Here is a 22103-nt window from a genome sequence, read left to right on the forward strand (position 1 = left end):
TGTGCCGGACTCACTGAGTTTCTTATTCAGTACGGACGCGAACAGATAGCGGCCGCAGGAACCCAGTTCTATCGTATCAACTGTCGCGATCAGAGGTTTAAATGAAATCGAGTTCCACTACGATCGGCATTCAGCTATTGAATCTGTCAACTTCTGCAGGTTGACTGCCGTATCAGACATCTGTAGATAACGGCTTTCGGCTATCCCGTTCGACAACCCTACCAGTCCGTGTTAGCATGTATCTCGGCCAAATTGGCCGATCATAGTTCCTGCGACAGTAACCGATTCTGTCAGAGTTGACAGCTTACCCGGGACTATTTTACCTCTTTCTGTCGAGTAGGGCAGTCATGTTTAATAACTGAACAGTAGTAGCGATATAATCCCTCTGACGACGAAGTGATCGGTTGCAGTACAGCAGTAACTGCGTTGAAGGAGCGAAAAATGACACCAGCAAAAGAAACACGAGCTGAGGAACTATCCCCGGAAACGAGCGGCGAGACACCCAGATTCATGCGGCGACCGGTGCTCAAAGCCCTCGGTGTCGGAGCCGGCCTTTCGGCTGGCAGCGGCATTGTCGCTGCTTCAGGTGGCGATGACCACGACACCAAAACTGACGAACCCGGGGACGATGACGATGACGACGACGAACAGGACACTCAGGTCGATGAACCAGACGGATTCGAAGTAGAGATACTTGCGGGGCATGCCCCGTTCCCTGACGAAGTGTCCTCGACATCGGCACTCACGTTCACTGGAACAGGCGACGACGACGACGGCCCTCCGATCGGTTCTCACTATCATCTGGACGATGATTCGACCATGGTGGTTGGCGAAGTGACCTGGAAGCCGGGCGGGACCTCTGGCTGGCACCGCCACCCAGGAGTGGTGTTCGTCACTATGCTCAAAGGCGAGATCGAAGTCACCTGGGAGCGAGATTGCGTTCCCCGTACCTACTCGGAGGGTGAGGGGTTCTTCGATCCAGGGGTGGTACACAACGCGGATAACCGGAGCGACGACGAGAATGCGAGGGCATACGCGGTCTTCCTCGGCATCCCCGACGGTGAACCTGCGACAATATGGGTCGAACCAGTGGACTGCTGAGGATCCGACCCATCTATTTGATGGTTTATGTTAGTCGAGTAAAGCGGAACGTGAACAGACGCAGTTTCTCAATTTCGGCCAGAGAGACGAACTCCGAACAATGTTCCAATTCAGGTACGCCCACTCGATGGAGAGCAATAAGCCGGAGACGAACTCCTTGAGACATCGCCTCTATCGGATACCATCAAATTCTTAACACGCTTGCCGGATAGCGAGAGAACTGACCAGCACTACTCGTCGATAATCTCGTCGCGGAGCTGTGCTACCGTATAGACATCCGTAAAGCCGGGCTCGTCGATGTTCATCGACTGGGCGGGCGTCCCCTCGGAATAGGTCTTCTCGACGCGCGGCTCGCCCTCGAGCGGGTCGTTGAGTGCCGCGAGCACCTCATGGGCGTCCGTATGGGACATCACGACCCAGATTGCCTCTTCTGGGTCACAGGCGGCCATCTTGTCGTAGTCCTCGGGGACTGCCCGGCGAGTGTCGTGATTGATGCGTTCGACCTCGATGGTCAGGACGACCTCGCCATCCTCGTCGAGGCCGACGAGATCCAGCCGGTGGCGCTCGAAGTCGTCGGCAGCCGCCTCGACATCCTCACCGTCACCGAAGAACGCATCGGCGTCGATCGACCCCTCCTTCAGGTCGTAGTAGGGGCGGATAGTCACCACGTCGGAGTCGGGATCCTTGGCGAACTCGCGAGTGGCCCAGCGGTCGCTCACCTCAACGCCGAGGACGTGCTCGGCGGACTCGTCGAGGTCGCCCTTGCCGTGGCCGAAGGCAACGCCGTGGCTGTGGGACTCCTGGATCACGGCTCGCCCGTCGGGCGTGAGCGAGTAGAGGCGATAGGGGCGGTCGGTATCCTTGGTGACCAGTCCGTCGTCGATCAGTCGCTCGACGTCGTCGGTCTCGATGCCAGCGTACTCCTGTATCCTGATCATGGAGTCACGGGCGATGTCGTACTCCGGGCGGTCGTACTGGTTCTGCTGGGCATTGTACACTGCCTGCATGAAACACAGCTCTCTGGGCGAGTAGTCCGAGGCGACGATCTCCTCGGAGGAGAGCGAGAGGTTCAGTTCGCAGATCGGGAAGTCGTCAGGGTCGACGCCCGTCATAGAATGACAGCAGTCGATCGCCTGCATCATCCCGTGGGCGCTGACGTTGTAGCGATTCTCACACTGCTCACAGCGGATCGCGTGGGAGGTGTCGTCGTAGCCGACGCAGTCGGGGAGGCGCTTCGTGTAGGGAAGCAGGGTATCGACGCGGGGGAGTTCGTCGGCGCTCTCGTCGTCTGCACCGAACTCGTGGTCGACGGTGCTTGGTCCACCAAGCTCGATGCCCGCTTGCTCGGTGGTTCGCTCGACCACGTCGTCGACGGCCGCCTCGAAGGCACCGCGATCGGCGCCCCGGAGCGGGTCGTCGCTCGCAGGGTGGCCGGGCGGTGCCGGCAGGGACTCGCCGAGGAGCGGGCGGACCGGGTCGTCCCCGAAGTCCGCGCCGGGTCTGACGAGCCACTCGCCGCGGCCGAGCGCGCCGAGGCGCCGTTCGACATCACTGGGGGACATGTCCCCCGTCGCGAGGACGTCTGGCAGGTGGCGGTCCACAGCGACGTTCCCGACGACGAAGGTCGCGGTCTCGTTGAGGGCTTCACGATAGGTGTTGTTCGCCGGGTCCGGCGAGTCGAGTTGCTCGAGGAACTGGACACCGAGCGTCACCGACAGGTCGAAGCTCCGGCCCTGGGCGAGCAGCGTGTCGACGAGTTCCGTGTCGGCGACGTCCTTCGCCTCCTCAAGATAAAGGTTGACCTGCGGAGTGTCCGCGCCGCTCGGTGTCCGTTCCTCTCGGGCTTTGAGCGCGGTCCAGAGATTCGAGAGGAGGACGAGCGTGAGCGTCCGCTTGACGCGGGTTTCCATCCCGCCGAAGTCGAAGATGATGACCGTGTCCTCGTCGACGACCCCGTTGAAATCGAACCGAGCGTCGTCACCCTCGGGGACGTGGTCGAACAGTGGCGCGAGGCGGGCGTCGGTCGCGATGGTCTCGACACGCGAGATCGCACCACCGAGAATCTTCGTGAAGACGTCGCGGTCCCGCTCGAGGAGGCCGGTGAAGTACGTCTCGAAGGTGGACTCTGAGACGGGCGGTGGCGTCTCGTTGCCCTGCGTGCGCTGTAGGGCGTCGTAGAGGGTCGTGTGCCCGAAGGCGTCCGACCCGTGGACGGGGTCGTACAGTGCGCGCAGGTGGTTGCGGATGACTCTGGGAGATTCGGTGGCGTCGTCGTACTGGCCGGCCGGCATCGCGCCTCTGAGAATCTCCTCGTAGTGGCCGGTCTTCCGCGAGCGGGCCTCCTCTCTTGGGAGGCCCGCGTCGAGGAGCGGCCCGATATCGAAGAAGGAGAACGCCGGGAGCACACTAGTCAGATCGAAATAGCGGACGTCGTCGAGATTGCCTTGTGTCCGGTAGTGCGTTCGCAGGTACTCCTGGGCGGTGCCACCGCCCTTGTAGTCGAAGAGGATGTCCGGGCCGTCCGTGGCGTCGATATTGGAGAGCATCGCGCCGATGGTGAGGACGGACTTGCCCGACCCGGTGTCGCCGACGATCACCTGGTGTCGGGGCTGGTGTTCGGGCGGGAGGACGAGCGGATGGTCGACGGGCTGGCGGTCGCTCGTGAGCGGCTGGACGAGCGCCATGCCCGGTGGGCGGTAGCGCCGGAGCTTGCCGGGTTCCGGGAGTGCGATGCCCGTGCGCTCGCGGTTGCGGACGCCGACGGCGCGCTGGCCGGTCGGCGTGAGTGCCGCGCCGTCGAGTAGGCAGAGGCCGGGGAGTTCCTCCGGGGTAGTGACGAGGCCGGGGCTGGTGAACGAGCGACGGATGCGGTTCCACGTGCGCTCGTATTCGACGGGGTCGTGGACGCGCTCGCAGAGTGCCTCGAAGCAATCAGTTCCTGGGCCTGCCTCGTCCGGGTCGTCGACGCGGACCTCGCCCTCGACGTGGTGGAAGGGGCCGTCGACCGGGCCGAGTGCCGTGGCGAGACTCTCGGCGATTCTGGTTGGTGGGCGACCCGTGTGGTCCGGGAAGACGACAGCGCGTGCAGTGACCTGGAACGTGCGGTGAGCATCCCGGTCGGCGAGACCGTGAAGGCGCTCTTTGTCTGCAGCGGGCGGTTCGTATGCGCGGTCCTCCTCGACCGGTCGCGGGAACAAAGCCTCCTGGAGTTTGCCACCGAGCGAGGCCGTCCCGTCTTCGAGGGCGAGTTCGTACTCTTCGGCGTCGGGTGTGATATCGCGATAGGGTCGACAGAGCACCTGATAGATAATCGGTGCGTCGGCGTCGCGCATCGTCTCGACGAGCGTCGTCAGCGGCAGGCGATGCGTGTCGTCTGTGGTCCGGGTGTCGGTGGTCAGGTCGGCGAAGCGCGTGAGTGGAGTCTGCCAGTCTGCCGGTCGGTCGGCACGGCCGTGATAGTCGACGCCGGCGACGGGTGGGTTCGTGTCGGTGTGATCCGGCTGCTTCGTGGCAGACTCGTAGAGGTCGATGGGTGTGGTGTTCGAACCGAGATTCGTGATGTCCTCCGGGTGCCACGCGACTGTCTGGAGTTCGTAGGTGTTCGGGAACGCGGTGCGGCAGATCCGCTTGAGTTCGTCGTGGAGTTCGGGCTCGGTAGCGCCGACGAGATAGCGGATCGTGGTGTCGTCGTTCCCATCGGCGACGAGCAGCCACTCGATGCTCGGCTGAGCAGTGTCTCCGCGGAGGCGGTCGCGGAGTCGTATTTGCGTTGCCCGGTCGAGTGTCGAGTGGAACTGTTCCATCGCCTGCGTGACGGCGCGAGGCGAGAGCGGCGTGTCCGTCGGTCGGATCTCGACGTACCGACGGCGGTCGAACTCGTTTATCTCTGGCTCGTCGGTCGGCCGGAGTTCTGTTTCGTCGACGGGCACCGGCAGTGGCGGCTGTGGCTCGGTCGTTTCGGACTGTCCCCCTGTGGTCGGTACATCGCTATCGTCACTCGCCATCGGTGATTCTGGTCTGGTTGGGACTGCGCGGCAGTTGCTAGTTTGATCCGGTTTTGTTTCTCTATTGAACATTTCGGTGTGGGATAGAGAAGTACTGTCGCCGGTGGAGTGCGAACGCCCCCGCACGCTCGTACCGCCGCGCCTCGCTGCGCGCCTCGATCGCGTTGCTCCCTGTGGTGCTTGTATCGGCGGGGCGGTGACGAGCGCGCGGCCCCGTTCGATATCCCGCCCGTCGATGGTTCTTGTCGGCGAGTCGGACACCGGCAGACAGATGATCCTACTCTGGATGGACGACCGCGCGACAGTCGGGACACTCCGCGTAGTATTGGCGTCCGTCGTCGGTTTCGTACGTGACGAGGACGTCGACCTCGAACACGGACGCGCCACATTCGGTGCAGGAACCGAGCTGGTCGGGACTCTGGTGCATTGGGATCACCCAAAGGAGAGCGAGTGCGTGTGACACTCGCGAGGATTCGCTCCTCTATCGGACCGATCGGTGGGTCTGTACTTAATGGTCCGCTGAGCGGGGTGAAAGTGGAACCGCAACACTCCGACGTTACTCGGGAACGTAGCCGATTCCAGGACTATCAGAACGCTCCTGTGCCCCATCTCTCGCGTCCTACGGGTCGAGTCCAGACGGTCGTCCTCGGTCGCTCCGAACGAGGTCCGCGTCCCGATATGCGTGCCCGCATCCATTGCAGTACACCATCGGGCCAGCCTGGTCGACGATGTCGCTGTGATGTTCTGGGCACAGCAACTGCTCCCGCTCAACGGGGTCGTCTGCGATCGCTGTGCGCTCACAGGTCGGCATTCTCGACCCTCTGGCAGTAGTCGGCGGCCGCTTGGGCAGCAGTCTGGCCATGCCCTTCGACATTGACCCCGCCCTGGGTGACGACCCACGCGTCGTCACCTCGCTCTTCCAGGAGCAGGGTCGTCATGTGCCTGCGCGTGTAGTCGGTCGAATCGGTTTCCGCGAATGTCGAACTCACACGCTCTCGGTGGATTGGAGCGGTAATCAACGCCAGCCATCACCGGAGTGGAACTGGATCCACTTTCACTCTCGACACCCGCGGTCGAGACGGGTGTGGCAGTTTGTCTTATGTAACAATCTCCGCCTGTGGTCGCCTGCTCTGTTACATAAGACATCTTGCGAACCATCCTCGGGTTCGTCCGGTTACGAGGCACTAGAACGGTCGTCTCACGCAAACTGTAGCGATAACTGGCTGGCACAGCTACTCGGAGTCACATTCGAAAACGGAGGCCCGCGGTGGGCCCGTCAGCAAAGTAGTGAACGGTGGGTTCGGGTGGGGTGGGTTCGGCAGTGCCGAAACGAAGTGGATGGCTCCGTTTGTCCGTGTGTGCGGACAAGTATGCGATGTGGCGCATCACGCCATAAGTTTTCTGTAGCCGCAGCTTCGGCACGACCAGAAACGTTCTCGAGAGACACTGTACTCTCACACTGGACTTTGCTCTCGGTTTCCGAGTTGCCACTGTCGCTATCGACGCTTCGTGCAGCCCACTTTCTTGCCGTCGCCATACCTTGCGCCCTGAGATCGCGCGAATACTGGTGCACAGATCGATGGCTGTACTGGGCCTTCGATCTCTGCTTCTGTCACACGTAGAGGCCAGACTAGCTGTCAGCGGGAAGTACGAGGATGGCGGCAATCACCGCGGCTCGGTCTTCCGGCTTCGCGTGGGCCAGGCGATGATCGAACGAGACGGGTTGCACGACTTGTATCCAGAGTGGGCAGACGGGAGTTCAGCTGGCGCCGAGATCCGCAAACAGGAACTTGCCCACGAACGGCGCGTCAGCGAGTACATCCGGGACCTGCCGTTTCTCTGGGTCCGCGTCGACGACGGACCGAGCCCGGATAGTCGTCGGGCGTACCTCGAACAGAACTTGATCGCTCTCGTGAGTAGCTACGGGAACTCATCCGTCGATCCCCGCGACTCGCAGTGGTTAGGGAACCACAGCCGGAGCGACGCGATCCTTCAGTCCGGCCTCTGGAACGTCAACCACGTCGACGAGGCCTACGACCCGGCATTCCTCGACACTCTCGAGGAACAGATGTCGAAGACGACGCCGATATAGAGTTCTGTAACGATTGTCGCTTGTCCCGACCTATCTGTTACATAAGACTGTGTGCGGCAGGCCACCATCTTTCCGAGAGAGATAGTCACTGGCTCACGAATTGGAAATCCGTTCGAGTTGGAGAGTTCCAACTCGACACCGACGGTCGAGAGCGCGAGTTCGAGCCTGAGAGAGTCGCCGACGGCCACCCGGCAACGACGTCTCTACCGGCCGGTCGCCGGTCCCAGCTGTCCCGGTGTCGCAGAGCCGGACCGACTGATCACGTCACTGGAGTTTGCTGTGGGCTCGGTCATGTCCCGATGGTTTCGACATTGAGGATCTCGAAGCGTGCGCCACCTGCATCACTGTCAGTGATACGAACATCCCAGCCGTGAACGTCGGCGATTTCCCGGACGATCGAGAGGCCGAACCCCGTTCCGTCCTCGCTTGTCGAATACCCGTAGTCGAACACGACATCCGTGTCTGCATCCGAAATCCCGGGACCGTCGTCCGCAACGTAGAACCCATCCTCTAGATCACCGACGGTGACGGTCACTGCACCGTCTCCGTGTCTGATTGCGTTACTAAAGAGATTCTCCATCAGTTCCCGTACGCGACTCCTGTCAGCGTGGATTACTTGCTGGGAGTCGGTGACGAGCGTCGCTGCGCCCGTCTCGATGTGTCCCCAGCATGTTCGACAGAGATTCGTGAGATCGACGTTTTCGGGATCTAGCGTCACTGTCCCGGCCCGGGCGAACGCATAGAGGTCGTCGAGCAGCGTCTCCGTCCGCCTCAGCGCCTGGTCGACATCCGCGAGATGTGGGCAGTCACACGCATCCTGTGCCAGTTCTAGACGGCCGATCGCGACGTTGAGTGGGTTCCGCAGGTCGTGGCTCACGATATCGGTGAACGTCGCGAGCCGTTCGTTCTGTCGGGTGAGTTCTCGCTCGCGTTCGACGCGTTCGAGCGCCGCTGTCGCATGCGCGGCGACCGTTTTCGCGAGTGAGACATCCGTCTCGTCAAATGCCGCGGGTTCGGGCGCCCCGATGAGGTGGACGCCGCGGCCGTCCAGCGGGAGGGCCAACTGGCTCCGAATCGGTGTGTCCGGGTTGTATCGCTTGTCGTTCGTTGCGATATCGTCGTACACTAGCGGTTCGCCTGCCGCAAACGCCTCCCAGGCGATTCCTTCACCCGATTCGAAGACTGGTGGCTCGCCGACGAGTTCCTCGGTCCGGTCGGTCCACGTGACCGGCACCAATCTGTCGTCGGTCCCGTCGTAGCGATGGAACCCGTTGGCTGGCATTTCGAGGATGTCACGGACGGCCGTGACAGCTATCTCCGCGACCTCTTCGGCGGTCTCGGCCTGAATGAATGCCCGGGCGGAACTGTGCAGTTCCTCGATCGCCTGTTTTTGCCTCCGTTGTTCGGTCGTATCGAGGACCGTACAGACGAGTTCGCCGTGGTCGGTCGTGGCGAGTCGGTGATCCTCGAGGAACGTGCTCCCGTCCGCGCGGAGGCCTATCGTTTCGCCACGCCAGAACCCGTTGGCTCGCACGGACGGGAGTATCGTTTCCCGGATCGTTTGCGTATCCTGGTCGGGGTAGAGGAGTGACCAGTGCGCACCGAGTATCTCCTCTCGGTCGTACCCATAGAGGGCTGCGTAGGCCTCGTTAACGTAGATAAACTCGCCATCTGCGTTGAGAATGCTGATACCCTCTTGAGCGGTTTCGATCGCTCGGAGGTGGCGTTGTTCGGCCTGTTCCGCACGCGCTCGCTCGACAGCGTTGATGACACGGTTGGCGAGAATGGTGTACTGTTCGGTACTCGTCTCCTTCTGGAGGTAATCGGTGACACCGGCCGAGATCGCCTCGCTCGCGATCGCCTCGTTCCCCATGCCCGTGAACAGAATAAAGGGCAGGTCGGGCCGGCCCGTTCGAACGGCCTCGAGGAATTCGAGGCCGTTCCGACCGGGCATCTCGTAATCGGAGACGACGCAGTCGATATTCGTCTCGTCGAGACGGGCCATCCCGTCGGCAACGGTCGCCGCTGTCTCGACCGTGAGCCGCTCGTCTTCGCGTTCGAGAAAGGTCGCCACGAGATCCGCAAGATCCGGCTCATCGTCGACGTGGAGTACCCGAATCGACTCCGATGTCGATGTCGACGGCTGCATTCGGAATACTCAATCGACCGCTCGAATAAGAATTGGGGTGCAGCTATCGACGCTGGATCCGTGACTGGCGTTCGCCGTGGCCAAGTCCTTCTATCGGCTGCAGCAGTGCCCCCAATATCTCGGATTCGAACCGGCACTGATGCGATGGTATCTCAGCGTATCCGCTTGAACCTCCCAGTGGTTCGGAGGGCCGGACAGCAGGGAACACCAGCCATCTCGATCGGAAGCCACCTATTCGAGGCGCTCGACGACGAACGCGGTCGCGGCGGGCACGGCACGGGCGTAGAGTTCGACCCGCGCCAGCTCACCCTGGACTCGTGGCGTGTCGGCGTACCCCCTCTCGATGCGGTTCGGGATGTAGTCGAACGTCGCTAGGGCAGGGCGGGCGATCCGTGTCGCAAGTCGCCAATTCTCGCTGTCGTCGATCGCCGTGATCGCCGTTCGGGCTCGCTCGGCCGTCCGGGTGACCGACTCGACGATCGCTGATGCCTGATAGGCGCCGTCACGGATCCCGTGCTGGGGTTCGTCGCCGAATGTCGCGGCCCGCCCGTTCCAGTGCTGCCGGACCAGTTGTTTGACGGCCGTCTCGTCGTCTGACTGTGTCATCGAGACCGCTCCCGAGCGTGCTGTGTTTCTGGCTCGAAGTCTGTGGCCACGAGTGAGTCTCGAATCCGTCTCATCACAGTAGAACGTTCACGACTGGTCGACGATCTCGCTTTCGCCGATATCGAGTTCGGCTTCGAGGTCTTCGAGGAGCGATTCTCCCTCGTCGCGTAACTCCTGTGCCCGTTCGAGGGAGACCTCGCCGTCTTCGAGCTGAGTGATGATCGTCTCGATACGGTCCGTCTTCGTTGCGATCGAATCGCTGGTTGATGTGTCGTCGGTCATAGGTTCACGAGGAGGAGGCCGAGGGTGAGCAGGAGCAGGACGAGCAGGAGGGCGATGATGGCTCGCTGGCGGCGCGTGGTCTGGCGCTGGGATTCGACGGCTTCAGCTTTCTCCTGCTCGTGGGCTTTCTGTTGTTCGAGCGTCTCGTAGGCGTGGTCGAGGCGGGTCGAGAGGTCGGTGAGTTCGTCGCCGACGTGTTGTTCGTAGGCGCCGTCCAGTCGCTCGCCGAGCGCGTCGAGGTGGTCCCGGACGGTCCGCGTGTAGGCCCGGTCGAGTTCCGCGGAGAGTTCGTCGAGGTCGCTCTGGAGGTCGGCCTTCCGTGGGATGATCTGCCCGACCTCCGTGGGTGTCATCACACGCCGGTCGGCCACCTCGTCGGCGAGCGTGCGGTCGTTCTCGTGGCCGATGGCGCTCACGATCGGCGTCGTGGTCTCGTGGACGACCCGACAGAGCGGCGTCTCGTTGAACACGCGGAGGTGTTTGTCGGCGCCGCCCCCGCGAGTGCAGACGATCACGTTGACGGTGGGGTCGTCGTCGAGCGTGCTGATCGCGTCCATCAGTCCGAGCATCGCCTCGTCGCCCTGGACGGTCGTGTCCTGGATGACGACGTCGACGTCCGGGTGACGGTCGTGGATGCTCGTCACCGTGTCTTCGCGGGCGTCGCTATCGGCGCTGGTCGCGATGCCGATGCGGGTGGGGAACTCGGGGAGAGACTGTTTCGCCTCCGGCGCGAGATAGCCGGCTTCCTCGAGCGCCTGCTTGTTTTCCTGGTAGACTTGCTGGTAGGTGCCCTCCCCGACCGGGACGACTTGCTGGACGATGAGCGAGACATTCCCTTCGCTCTCGTAGTACGAGAGGTCACCCTTAACGGCGACCTGTGTCCCGTCTTCGATATCGTCGGCGACGCGGTCGAGTCGCGACGCGAAGACGACGTAGTGGATCGAGGTATCCTCGTGGACGAGGTCGAAGTGACCGTGCCCGTTCGCGGAGACGCCGTAGTCGGAGATGTCTCCGCAGATGTAGTCGTAGTCGAGGTGATCGGTGTTTTCGACGAGGTCAGCGATTTCGGCGTTGAGTCGGTCGACGAACGTGACGTTCTCTGTCTCGAGTTCCGTGGCCAGGGTCGCGAGTTCGTTATCGGCCCCTGGCTCGGTTTCCATGGGTCTGAGGTGGGACGGTCTGGTTCATAAACGCTGGGTTGGAAGCAGCCATGAATTGGCAGTGACCCTCGTGAGACTCTCCGGTGGCTTCGACTGCGGAATTTGTCAGTCCCTTGCCTCGCCCCCGATCGGCTATTCAGAGCGTCATTGTTCTTTCCAGAGAGTCTCCGTTGGATCAATTGTCCGGTGCAGACTACATATTTAGCGGCGGCTTCACTACAGAGTGTTAGTCTCCCCTCATCAGGTGACGAAGGTTCTGCTGAGTGTTTGTATCCTCGTCGAATTCGAAGTCGGTTGCTTCGGAGATCCTCCGCATCGCGTTACGCGTCTGTCCTTCACAGATTTCGAGTTCTGCTATAGAACGACCGTCGTCGCTTGGTTGTTTCTTGAATACGCGGCCGCTGTCGTCCTCAAACTGGATTACTAAGTAGTGGCCACCTTTGTCGTCGCTGAATTCTTTGAATGAGTCTAGCTTCTCCACAAAATCGTTCGCGTCACTTGGCATACCAGAGCCATATCTACCCTATCGACTTAGTGGATGTCATACAGCGATTCGCAGACCGCTGTTGGACTATGAATGAATCGACAGATCTGGTGGCTGAACTGATCGATGAGTAAATCGCCTGTATTGAACAGTGTGCGTATTCTCCGACTCTACTGAGTTTCACGAGAGACTACAGCGCTCAAGGCTGAGTCCCATGTGAACAGATACAGAGAGACAATTAGTCCACTTCTTTGTGATCGAACCCGGCAGCGACCAGTGCCTCTTCCACGTTCCCGAACTCGTGCTGATATGCAGGGTAACCGAAGTCCGTTTGTTCGTCTAGTTCTTTGGCGGTAGGTGGCTCTCCAAGTCGTTGGTAGACTCCAACCAGTTGCATCAACATCTCTCGTTTGTCCCTACCAGTGCTTTCTGCGACAGCCTCATTCGACGTCGATGAATCAGTCGACTCGTCGGAGGTCCAACCTAACCCGAAATTTCTGTTTTGGATATCCTCGATGTTCTCCACTAGTGAGCGATGCTCGGTCGCAACTTCCCGTGGCCTCGGGAGGTTCCCTCTCGAATCGAATCTCGCACACGATGGGCAAACCACCAAATCGACCTCGCCCTCGATTCTCCAACTACTGATTTCCTCGTCGAACTGCTGGTGACAGACATCACACTCCGTGGGGTCGCTCGTAGGCTCGTTAAAGGAGAATTCCTCGAGACCGACACCGAGTGATTCGTATCGGTCTTTCGCTTCCTGGTACTCGTCCAAAGCAACCTCGTATTCACCATCGTGGAACGCCTTGTCGCCTGCAGTAGCGTGATCCCGGGCATCCACTGTAAGCTCGCGGATTGAGCGATGTGCCTCCGATAGTTCGAGACTTTGTCGACAGACTCGGGCCCTGCGCAGGCGGCGTTTGATCTCTTGGACCCGAGCGGACGGAATGTCACGCGACATTGCTAATTCCAGAGCGTCCTCGAGTGCGTCGGCAGCGTCCTCGTATTCACGTGCTGCCGAATTAGAGGCGACGCCAAGGTGCTTGTCGTCGCCACTGTCGATCGCGTTCTCTGCTCGGTCGACCAGTTCGTCGATTGCTTGCACCTGTTCTGCGGCTTCGACTTCAGCGATCGTATCGAGCACCTCGCTACGATGGTCGGCAATAGACGAGGTTGAATCCGTGTATAGTTGCGCTCGTTGGTACTGCCAGAGTGCCTCCTCCAGTCTTTGAATCGCTTCCGGGAATTCGCCGTTGCCCCTCGCTTTCCGAGCCCTCTCCTGGAAGTTGCGTCCCTTCTCAAAGTGGACGTCATGTCGGAACTCATCAATGTCCTGAAAACCAAGCACCCCCCAGTCGTGTTTCTCATCATCTCTTTCGTCAACATGGGTCGCAACTTCTGCCATTGTGCCTTCGAATGGGCATGTCTGCACTGGGCAATGCACGTCCGTCATCCGGTCCAGCCCCTGTCAGGCGAGCAAACGGGTGTCATAACAGAACAGATTGGACGGTACCCACTTCACTGTAGAGGTGAGTGGCAATAGAGCCAAATCACTGTCTTTCAGGATTAGCCGCTGTCGTCTCATACTCGTTCGACTTTGCTTCAAGGACTTTTTGTCTCTGCCGAGATTTTTGCTCTTGGGTCCGTTGGTCGTAGTGTTTGTCTAGAACAGGTACGGAAACGCCAACGCGCAGTATCGTTCTGTCGTCGATACCTCGCTCGATTCGACGGGCATTCGGAGACCGCCCCTCAACTTCCGAGGCCACGACTTCCATTGAACGCCCTCGAGTCGCTCGCGGTCGCTACGCGGGATATCCGCGCTCGGACAACAGCACCGCACTCCCGCGGATAGTAGCCCGCGCAGGCGACTATACGGAGCGCGAGCGTCCCTCGCCCGTTCAGTCCACCAGGGTGGTGGTTGGGTGTTCTGTTGATGCGATCGGCTGGTTGGGTGGTTCGTAACGGCTCGCCACGCGCGCCGCGTGCCGCCCTCCGCGTCGCTCGCGACCGACCATTCCGGGCATGCGGGCGCTCTCCGCACCGCGAGCGCCCGTTCCGGGCTAAAATGCATGTGCCCTCGCGCCAGCGGGTATCCCCGTCGGTTGCGCCCCTCGCGGGCTTTCGCGTTCCAGCGCTTGGTGCCGCCTGCGCTGGCGCGCGCCACTGCGCGGCGCGCGTGCTCGGCGACAGTCGCGCTGGACACGGACCCGCAGTCCGGGCCGGACACGAGCGGGCATATCCCGCTGGCCGCTCGCTCCGGGCGGGTCGACGCGCGTGGCTGGTTGGGTCTGTCTCGACAGCGCGTCTCGCTCGCGCCCAGGGGCGCTCGCGAAGGCGCGAGCGAGACGCGCAGACGTGTCTGTCGGTCGTCGTCGTCGGAAAACCGCGATGCTGCAACATCGCGGTGAGCGGCGCGTGAGCGCCTTCGGAACCAGTGTGATTCCAATGAACAGTAGAACTCGATTCGGTAATGAAGTTTCGGTCGAAACGCATCCTGAATACAACACTGACGACGAGGCGGTGGTCGACGAGGGGCCGGAGCTGCGGCGGTCGGTCGACCAGGAGATACAGGGGAAGGTCGATACGAATCACCCGGATGCCCGGCCGGAAGGCATGACGCTGGAAGGCGAGGAACGATTCAGAGCGCGGGAGGACGAGATTCGACGCACCCGCCAGCGGTGGGATCGGCGACAGTCCTCGGACCGTGCCCAGCGGACGCGCGACGTGGTCAGTTCCCAGACGCGTTACGCCCGGGAAGAGCCCCCAGCTGATCCCCGGGAGCACCTGAGCAAGGAGCAACTTGCGGAAGTTAACAAACGCGCGGCGAAAATTGCGGAGGATCTCGAAAATCGCTCCAGGGCGGGGGCGGCCTACAGGCTCGCAAGGAAGGTGCGCGACGGCGTGGACATGTTGAACGCGGCGTTGCTGGTCAAAGAGGAGTTGCACGCATCCCCGGGCGTTCCGGTTCCTATCGGGACGCTGGAGACGGTGCCGCGGTCGACGGTGGACATCGAAGGTGAAATCGTCCAGTTGTGGGATGCCGATAGCCCGGCCGTGTGTCAGGTCGGCCTCATCGAGGACGACACAGGGAGAACCAAGTTCACCTCCTGGACGCGGTCAGACTCCAAACTCGTTCAGGAGGGCGACCACGTCCGGTTGACCCAGGTCGAGAAGAACTGGTATCAGGGACGCGTCTCGGTAGCCGTCACTGGGTGGTCACAGATCGAGTTCCCGGATCGCGGGCGGTGGTGGGCCGAGTAACGGGTAGAGTCCTCTCTCGTTTTTATTCTGTGCCGGACCAGCCCAACCCCGCCTCCCCGTCCTCCGCTCCGTGCTCGCTTCGCTGCGCGCGCAGCCACGACCCAAACCGCCGATCGACTACTCGGCGTGTTCGTCAGCCCAGGGCCGCAAGATTGCGGTGATAGCTTCGCTCATCGGAACGTCGACACCGACGTCTTCGGCGTGGCGAACGACCGAGGCGTTGAGTGTGTCGAGTTCGACGAGGCCGCTACGCGAGATGCCGAGATGCACAGTGAGATCGACGAGTGGATTGACGACCTTGTCGGGGCCGTCAACGAGGCGCGGGCCAGTGAAGAATTCCAGGAGTGGTTGGACGTTCAGCAACGGTTCCACGACTACTCGTACCGGAGTTCATTGCTGATCAAGCGGCAGTGTCCAGAGGCGACGAAGGTCGCCGGCTACCGGACCTAGCAAGAGGAATTCGATCGGCACGTCAAGGGAGACGAGTCAGCTATCTGGATCTGGGCGCCGATCATCACGACGCGTTGTCCCGAGTACGACGAGGATCCAAAGAGGACAATTTACTGGGAATTCCTGTGCTTTCAAACAGCCTTCCAGATGCTATTCCGGAGCAGGATATCCGAGGACAGATTGCAGGAAATCAAGACTGCTTCCGTACTCGTGATCACAGCGGTTGTTTTGTTGAATGTTGATTTCTCGTACTTGGTTGCCGTCGTACTCAGCATTTGGGAGCATAACATCGTTTGCTCCGACACACATCTCGAACCGAACCCCTTCGTAATCGACTAAGTCACAGGTACTTCTGAGGGTCTCCTGAAGATAAGAGGGCATCTGAGAGACATCAGTATATATGACAACCGGATCCTGAGCCTGTTGTAGCTGATATCCTAGGTGTGTTTCCGACCAACTGTCAGCGTGCTCCCCCTCCACGTCAAACGCGATAGGATTGGTGATTGAGGGCGTACAAAGCGTTACATCTAGACCCTTGTTGATCCGACGTGCGGCGTACCCATACAATATCGACGATTCATTCCCGTAAAAGGTACAGTTGTCTGTCGACATCTCAGAACCTTAGGAAATAAGCATGTTCGTCGTCGGAGTACGCGCTCAGTTTCCCCCTATTATCCATCTCCTCAATCTCGTTCTCCGCTGGGACTTTATCGACGAGCCATTCCTCAATTTCCGGTAGCAGACCATCACTAAGCACCTCTGATTGAGGTCGATCGAAGAGAGTCCGGTCAAGGTGGAGATTCGCCTCACAGCCATCGAAGTCGGGTGACATCAAGACTGGCCTGATCGCACCTTGGTCAATTTCGTCGAAGATATCGTATTCTGTGATGATACGCTCAGGAATTTCTTCACCGTTGTTTTGTTCTTCGTTTTGCATCCGAGCAAGTGCGATATCGGCCTTGAGTTCAGCCATTGTAGACGGCGCCACTTCATATCGGCTGGCAAGTTGTTCAATGTGATTCAGCGTCACCACCAATTCATCCGTTATCCGTTCGAGCGTCTGTTCGTAGGTATAGCCCAAGTACTCTGATATTATATCACCGGTAGCGGCACGTTCTTCCTGACGGATACCGTCGTCATCTGACCTGAGACGGCTGATTTCCAGATCTTGAATCAATCGCTCCCAGGCGGGTTGTTCATCTCTAGTCTCTAATCCTGCCGCCCAGAGCTTCTCATTCAGGACCTGTGCGTTACGGGTCAAACGGTAGAGTGAATCCAATACTTCTTCTGGACGACTCTCCAATATCTCCCAGAAGAGATCCGTAACACCCTGACCACCTTCGATTTGTTCGAATGTGTGAACCGTAAAAGAGTCTGAACCCGTCTCATCGGCGGGTTGGTTGATTCCATAGAGGAGAACTTGTGTATTTACTCCCGCTACGTCTGCAACAAGCATCGTCAGTAGGTGTGCGGTGGTATATGTGACGATGTCTTCGGGATCGACCTCTGAGAGATTCTTATGTTGGGGGATGTGATTTAGTGAGAGATCTAGACGACCGTCCTCTGTGCGGAAGCGATCGATGAGGGATTCGATATCCAGCGTTAATCCGCGGGTATTCAGTGAATAGCCCAGTCGCTGGTCGCCTGCAAAGATTGTTTGCTCTAATGTTGGTGCATCGTAGTCCGCATGGGTCCACCCACCCGTTTCCTCTGACTGTGTTATCTCCAGATCAACTGCCTGAATCCAGGCTTGGGCATTCATCGAACGGAGTTCAAGTAATTGGCTCGACTTATCTAGGTTGGCTAGGTTCTCCGTAGGGTCGTTGACCCGAGTGGCTATCTGGGGACTGGCGTATACTTGACCACATTCAACTATCTCTTGATCAAGGCGTTCAACTTCTTCAGAGTCCAGAATCTCGAAGGTGTTTGAGTTGTATGGGACGATTTTGTCACCACGATGTTCAGACTCGTCATATACTCGCTTGAGTTCAACCCTATCCGGCACAAGGACTCCATTATGTATCTCTCCCAACTCCGAGAAATTGAACTCCAGGTCCCCATCTTCTGTGCGAATAACATCCGGTTGGAAGACGTTCATCGCTGTTGGATCACCTCGTTCACTTCGCCCAGAGGCATATTCCGTCCGGAACGGCAAGTACTGTGTAAGAAGCTTATCAACTGACTTCTTTGACTCGTCGTCTTGTCTAATCAAGTCGAAGTACCAGCCTGCATCTGCAAAGTAATTCGGGGGAACATACCAGATATCACCCATCACAGCATCCTCATCCCTCTCCACAGAGAGCCGATCAATTCGGAGGGCCTTCTCATAGTAGTAGGCTCCTCGAAGTAAATATTTCACTGCATATAGACTCCCCCAACGATAGTTGACGCTCTTATACTCTCTAATCTCTTCGAGTGCTTTTCGGAGGTAATAGCTGATCCGGCGCTTTCGGTTGCTCTCCTGAATTTTTCCGTCAACGACACCCTCAACTATGTCTTGGATTGTATCCGATAGATCGAAGAACTCGCTAGTCGGATTCTCCGCGGTGAGCATACTTTGATCAAGTTGCCGTACACGACCGACTAAGCCTAACGCACCGTTGATTTCATCTTCGAGTTGGTTTGCGGCGACATCAGGGTCATCAAACGTTATCTCACGGACCGTCTGTTTGACCTCTTGCAGCTCCTCAATCAGTTGTTCATCCCCCTCATACTCAGCAACGTTGATAAACGTATCAATCTTCTCAAGTAAAATTCGGCGGAAATCCTGAAGTAGGTCCTCAACAGCGTCCTCCTGTAGAAATACCTCTCCTGCATCTCTTTCAACAACGCTCTGAAATTGATTAGAGTATTCATTGAGTTCGTCTACCTTGTCTTCTAGAGGGCCGAATGCCCTTGCGAGCGAATCGTCAAGAAGTGAATCCGAGTAAACATCAATGTCTAAAAGCTGGTCGAAACACACCTGCGGAGACTGGATAAACTCGTTGTACTCGCTCCACCCCATAGAGTCGAAGAAATTTTCTAGAACCTCTGACTCATTGTCAGTCCAATCGTCTACCGATGCGAGATCCTGATAGTATTGGTAGAACCAGTCATGTATTTCATCGACGACGTGATTGTTCGTCCGGATGGGAGTTGATATATCCTTATTGACGAACCCATCAGCCCGATAGTAGAAGTTCGTGTCTCCACTGTAGCTCGAGAGGAGGTTAAACATATGGGCGTCTCCATCCTCCCTAGCTGCTCTTCCTGCCCTCTGCTTGAGGGCAGCAACGCTCTCGGGCTCACGGTAATTAATGATGTACTGTAGTGTATCAATGTCGACACCGACCTCCAAGAATTTCGTCCCAAGTATGATATCGTGGTCCGGAATTTCGTCAATGGAATGGTCCGATCCTGAGTATACTGGAAGAGGCTCACGCAAGGGTTCGTCGTCTTGGGCAATATGGTCAGTCTCACTTGCTAATCGGCTCCATTCACCTGGCCCTTCATGACCAAAGTGGTATTCGTAAAGATGATCATCTCGGTCGGCATTTGAGAACTTTGTATCAAGGTTCCGCAGTAGGCTCTTGCTGTCGATGAACGTGAGAATATTAGACCGATCCCCTGCCGAACCGTCTTCACCTGCCTCCCGAAGTAATGAATGACCAACCATCATCCCGTGTTGAAGAAATTGGGACGATACGTCTGGTCCTTCGTCGTCTTCGGTGGATAACATGAAATAGTAGTGTTGTTTATCGTTGCTGTCCTCCTCAATGTCCGAGGTACTGGGAGAGACAACCTGAAAATCGCCCGACGTATGTTGGAATGATTCTTGGGATGGAACTTCCGATTCCGGAGAGAGACCGAACAAACTGCGACCAAACCGGCCTGGGTCCTGAATAGTCGCACTAGAGCCAATAAACAGTGCTGGGGCAGTCGCTTCCGAGCCTTCCGAGTGTCGAACGCGCTTGATATTCTTAACTATATTCGCAGCATGCGAGCCACGGAGACCACTGTACTGGTGTATTTCGTCAAATACGAAATAGTCTGCCAGATTCGCGATATCGTAGTGAGGCTTCATCGAGATGTTTTCGAGCGACTCCAAAGTCGTCAGAAGTAAATTTGGCCCTCTATTAACAATTTCCTGGCGACCGATGTAAAATTCACTTGAGTCGAATAACTCGTCACCGGCGTGATTTTCGATGACGTAGGAGTTTATATCATCGTCTGAGATGTAAAGGGCTCTGTCGTTGACAGCTTCGTCCCAATATTTTGCTCCAGTGAACCGAATTCCGCCTCGATGTCGGACTGCTGTGGATCTTGAGGTATTTCTGGCCTCTTGAGCGGTCTGTGGTTGGTTCCCGTACCAGAACCCGAAATTAGGAATCGATCCACCTGCGCTCTTAATTCGATAGAAGAGTTCCATCACCTTTGTCAGCTGGTCGTGCAGGAGCGCTCGACTCGGATACACAAAAATAGCTGCATCGCCATCGGTTTCAGCGCTTGCGCCGACTCCCGGATTATCGAGACTATCGAGTAACTGCTTCATCACAAATCCGAAAAAGCATGCCGTCTTCCCAAACCCGGTGGGGGCAGAGATTACCAAGCCCTGATCTCGGCCCGTTTCATGTGCACGAGAGTCCATCCGTGCAAGTTTCGACCAGCTCTCGAGTTGGAATTCCAAGGCCGTCTCTCCGTAGTCAAGCAACTCTAAAATTGCTTCATAGTCAACGTCATAGTCACCGCTGATCTCAGAAATATCCCGGTAGTCCGCGCGGGGTTTGTTCCGCTCGGCGTACTTTATCGACTCAGTCGTATATGTAGGATTGCCGTCCGGCTCGTTGAAGAGCTGCTGGTTATAAACTGACGCTCGAAGAATTGCTGCAACCTCTGGCTTCACCGCTAGATCGTCGAAATTCGTGTAGCGATCTACGTATCTCATTATGATGCTTTTTTATGGCGATCAGTTAATAATTCCCCTTCCAGCAACTGATTAGTCTTGTTCACTTTGCCGATGGTGCTCGACGTCCGCTCTAGCATCCAGTACGGCGTTGGTTTGCGATTTTCGTTCATACCTCGCATAGGGAATCTCTGCCGCCATTGCTTCTTCGAGATTGTTACAAATCCCAGGGAAAATAACAGAGTCAATAATTCTAGAGAACCGATCCCGGAACTCAATTGGACCAGTGTACACCAGTTTCACTTTCAATCGCAAAACAGATTTCTCAGGAAAGTCATGTGTGAGAACCTCATCTAAACTGAGAGTACGGTCTTCGGATTGAACATGTAAACGTGTGATATAACCGGTGTTCGACTGATCACCTGGAACTGTCTTTTCCATCGTTTCCGTCCAGTCTGAGTGATAGACATCCTCTCGGGCTACATCAAGTGTAAGAGAACGCGGAGTCTTAAATTCAGAGAGAGAAACCATAGAACGATTGCTATTGTTCTCTTGGCCTCCATCAGAGATACCCTTCTCTTCATCCTGGCTCTGATTAGGTTCAGCGGTGGGTCTGCCGGCATTAGAGTCTGTACTGCTGTTTACTACATTCGTACCGGCCGAATCACCTTCTTCTAACATCCATAGCTTCGACTCTGCTCTAACTTGGGTTGCAGTCCCGCTTCCGAGGTTTGAAATCTCAAAGAGGATCTCGTCTCCTTTTATATTCTGACGGTCAATATCAAGGTCTCGTTCCTCGATGACCGTGGCATGATGAGCGACTTTTGGGACGGTTAGGTCTGGTCGGAACTCCCGGCTTTGTATCCGGAATTGTGAGTATGTCAATAGAACCAGCATAAAGGAGATGGCGAGCGAAAAGATACCAAGTGATCCGCTATCGAATCCAAACATAGATTGAGGGTGCGCCTCCTTGGAGTTATTCGTTTCCACCTAAGAGACAAGATTCTATCCCCAGCAGAACACCGTTAAAGATTTGAAAATCATCCTCTGGCTCTTCCTCGAGTAGTCGCAGTATCTCAATTTGTTAGAGACTAATATGAATCTCCTCTTGGACGTAGGTGTCGGCATCGTTGTGATCGTTAGTAACGATTTTGCAGAGTTCGCGGTTGATAAGAAGACCGCGGCGGGTGATGTTGGCGGAGCCAGCATAGACCCAGTCGTCGGTGATAACTGCTTTGGCGTGGAGGTCAGGGACATCAACGATGGTCGCATTCCGTTCAACGCGGGATTTGATGTAGTCATTATGGTCTTCTGTACCGTTGATGAGGAAGGTGATGTCGGTGTCAGTGAGCTCGGCGACGGCTTCGGAGAGTAGGAGTTCGCGCCTGGATATCTGGTCGTTCACCGGGAAGCGGAGTTCGACGTCGCTCAGCCAAGGGGAGACGAGGACGACCCTGTCGGCGTGGATCAGGGTGTACCCGATGAAGTAAGCAAGTTCGTTAGAAGAGCGTGTCATAGAAAGCCTCCCAAGGGAGGCCGCAGGGTTTGGAAACTGTGTCCACCAGCTCCAACGCCCTGCAAGACGTAGCTTCGGTTAACGACTTCTTGAATGCGGCGGCTACTGAGACAGTA

At 57.7% G+C, this 22103-nt stretch carries 15 protein-coding genes and 1 pseudogene; 4 read left to right on the forward strand and 12 right to left on the reverse strand.

Features of this window, described 5'->3' with window-relative positions:
• The first annotated feature begins 441 nt into the window (after nucleotides 1-441).
• Complete coding sequence (locus D1409_RS15295) at nucleotides 442-1101, forward strand: cupin domain-containing protein (protein ID WP_206425077.1); 660 nt, start codon at nucleotides 442-444, stop codon at nucleotides 1099-1101.
• A gap of 230 nt (nucleotides 1102-1331) precedes the next feature.
• Here D1409_RS15295 and D1409_RS15300 read toward each other — a convergent pair whose 3' ends face one another.
• The 3 genes from D1409_RS15300 to D1409_RS15305 all read right to left on the reverse strand — a co-directional run bounded on the left by D1409_RS15300 (nucleotide 1332) and on the right by D1409_RS15305 (nucleotide 6094).
• Nucleotides 1332-5030 carry an ATP-binding protein gene (locus D1409_RS15300; protein ID WP_123537857.1) on the reverse strand — a complete coding sequence of 1233 codons (3699 nt, stop codon included), beginning with the start codon at nucleotides 5028-5030 and terminating at the stop codon, nucleotides 1332-1334.
• A gap of 352 nt (nucleotides 5031-5382) precedes the next feature.
• Entirely contained in the window at nucleotides 5383-5532 is a 150-nt protein-coding gene (locus D1409_RS24630; protein ID WP_164471714.1) for a DUF7837 family putative zinc-binding protein, read from the reverse strand.
• 370 nt (nucleotides 5533-5902) lie between these two features.
• Nucleotides 5903-6094: a hypothetical protein gene (locus D1409_RS15305; protein WP_123537858.1), complete on the reverse strand. Its 192-nt coding sequence runs from the start codon at nucleotides 6092-6094 to the stop codon at nucleotides 5903-5905.
• 590 nt (nucleotides 6095-6684) lie between these two features.
• Here D1409_RS15305 and D1409_RS15310 point away from each other — a divergent pair.
• Entirely contained in the window at nucleotides 6685-7197 is a 513-nt protein-coding gene (locus D1409_RS15310; protein ID WP_235853581.1) for a hypothetical protein, read from the forward strand.
• A gap of 289 nt (nucleotides 7198-7486) precedes the next feature.
• On the opposite strand, the gene D1409_RS15315 is transcribed toward D1409_RS15310, so the two are convergent.
• From D1409_RS15315 to D1409_RS15340, 6 genes are all read right to left on the reverse strand, one after another.
• Nucleotides 7487-9346: a hybrid sensor histidine kinase/response regulator gene (locus D1409_RS15315; RefSeq protein WP_123537859.1), complete on the reverse strand. Its 1860-nt coding sequence runs from the start codon at nucleotides 9344-9346 to the stop codon at nucleotides 7487-7489.
• A 231-nt stretch (nucleotides 9347-9577) separates the two neighbouring features.
• On the reverse strand, nucleotides 9578-9952 hold the full coding sequence (locus D1409_RS25250) for a hypothetical protein (protein WP_206425078.1): 375 nt from the start codon (nucleotides 9950-9952) through the stop codon (nucleotides 9578-9580).
• Between the two features lie 87 nt (nucleotides 9953-10039).
• Entirely contained in the window at nucleotides 10040-10234 is a 195-nt protein-coding gene (gene xseB / locus D1409_RS15325; RefSeq protein ID WP_123537860.1) for an exodeoxyribonuclease VII small subunit, read from the reverse strand.
• The gene (gene xseA, locus D1409_RS15330) at nucleotides 10231-11394 is read right to left on the reverse strand and encodes an exodeoxyribonuclease VII large subunit (RefSeq protein ID WP_123537861.1); all 1164 of its coding nucleotides are present in this window, start codon (nucleotides 11392-11394) and stop codon (nucleotides 10231-10233) included. The genes xseB and xseA overlap by 4 nt, the downstream gene beginning before the upstream one ends.
• Before the next feature lie 226 nt (nucleotides 11395-11620).
• Nucleotides 11621-11899: a hypothetical protein gene (locus D1409_RS15335; protein ID WP_123537862.1), complete on the reverse strand. Its 279-nt coding sequence runs from the start codon at nucleotides 11897-11899 to the stop codon at nucleotides 11621-11623.
• Between the two features lie 217 nt (nucleotides 11900-12116).
• Nucleotides 12117-13283 (reverse strand): homing endonuclease associated repeat-containing protein, encoded by a 1167-nt coding sequence (locus D1409_RS15340; protein WP_164471715.1) that lies wholly within the window; start codon nucleotides 13281-13283, stop codon nucleotides 12117-12119.
• A gap of 1010 nt (nucleotides 13284-14293) precedes the next feature.
• Here D1409_RS15340 and D1409_RS15350 point away from each other — a divergent pair.
• Both D1409_RS15350 and D1409_RS15360 read left to right on the forward strand, forming a co-directional pair.
• On the forward strand, nucleotides 14294-15139 hold the full coding sequence (locus D1409_RS15350; RefSeq protein ID WP_206425079.1) for a DNA-binding protein: 846 nt from the start codon (nucleotides 14294-14296) through the stop codon (nucleotides 15137-15139).
• A 264-nt stretch (nucleotides 15140-15403) separates the two neighbouring features.
• Nucleotides 15404-15688, forward strand: a pseudogene (locus D1409_RS15360) (DUF955 domain-containing protein); the annotation flags it as partial.
• A gap of 514 nt (nucleotides 15689-16202) precedes the next feature.
• Here D1409_RS15360 and D1409_RS15365 read toward each other — a convergent pair.
• From D1409_RS15365 to D1409_RS15370, 3 genes are all read right to left on the reverse strand, one after another.
• Nucleotides 16203-20513, reverse strand: coding sequence for a DEAD/DEAH box helicase (locus D1409_RS15365; RefSeq protein WP_123537865.1), 4311 nt, complete (start codon nucleotides 20511-20513; stop codon nucleotides 16203-16205).
• 51 nt (nucleotides 20514-20564) lie between these two features.
• A complete protein-coding gene (locus D1409_RS24635; RefSeq protein ID WP_164471716.1) occupies nucleotides 20565-21422 on the reverse strand; it encodes a hypothetical protein in 858 nt (285 codons plus the stop codon).
• 133 nt (nucleotides 21423-21555) lie between these two features.
• Nucleotides 21556-21987 carry a phospholipase D-like domain-containing protein gene (locus D1409_RS15370; RefSeq protein ID WP_123537866.1) on the reverse strand — a complete coding sequence of 144 codons (432 nt, stop codon included), beginning with the start codon at nucleotides 21985-21987 and terminating at the stop codon, nucleotides 21556-21558.
• Nucleotides 21988-22103: the final 116 nt, after the last annotated feature.

The organism is Halosimplex salinum (assembly GCF_003730195.1).
GTDB classification, from domain to species: Archaea; Halobacteriota; Halobacteria; order Halobacteriales; family Haloarculaceae; genus Halosimplex; species Halosimplex salinum.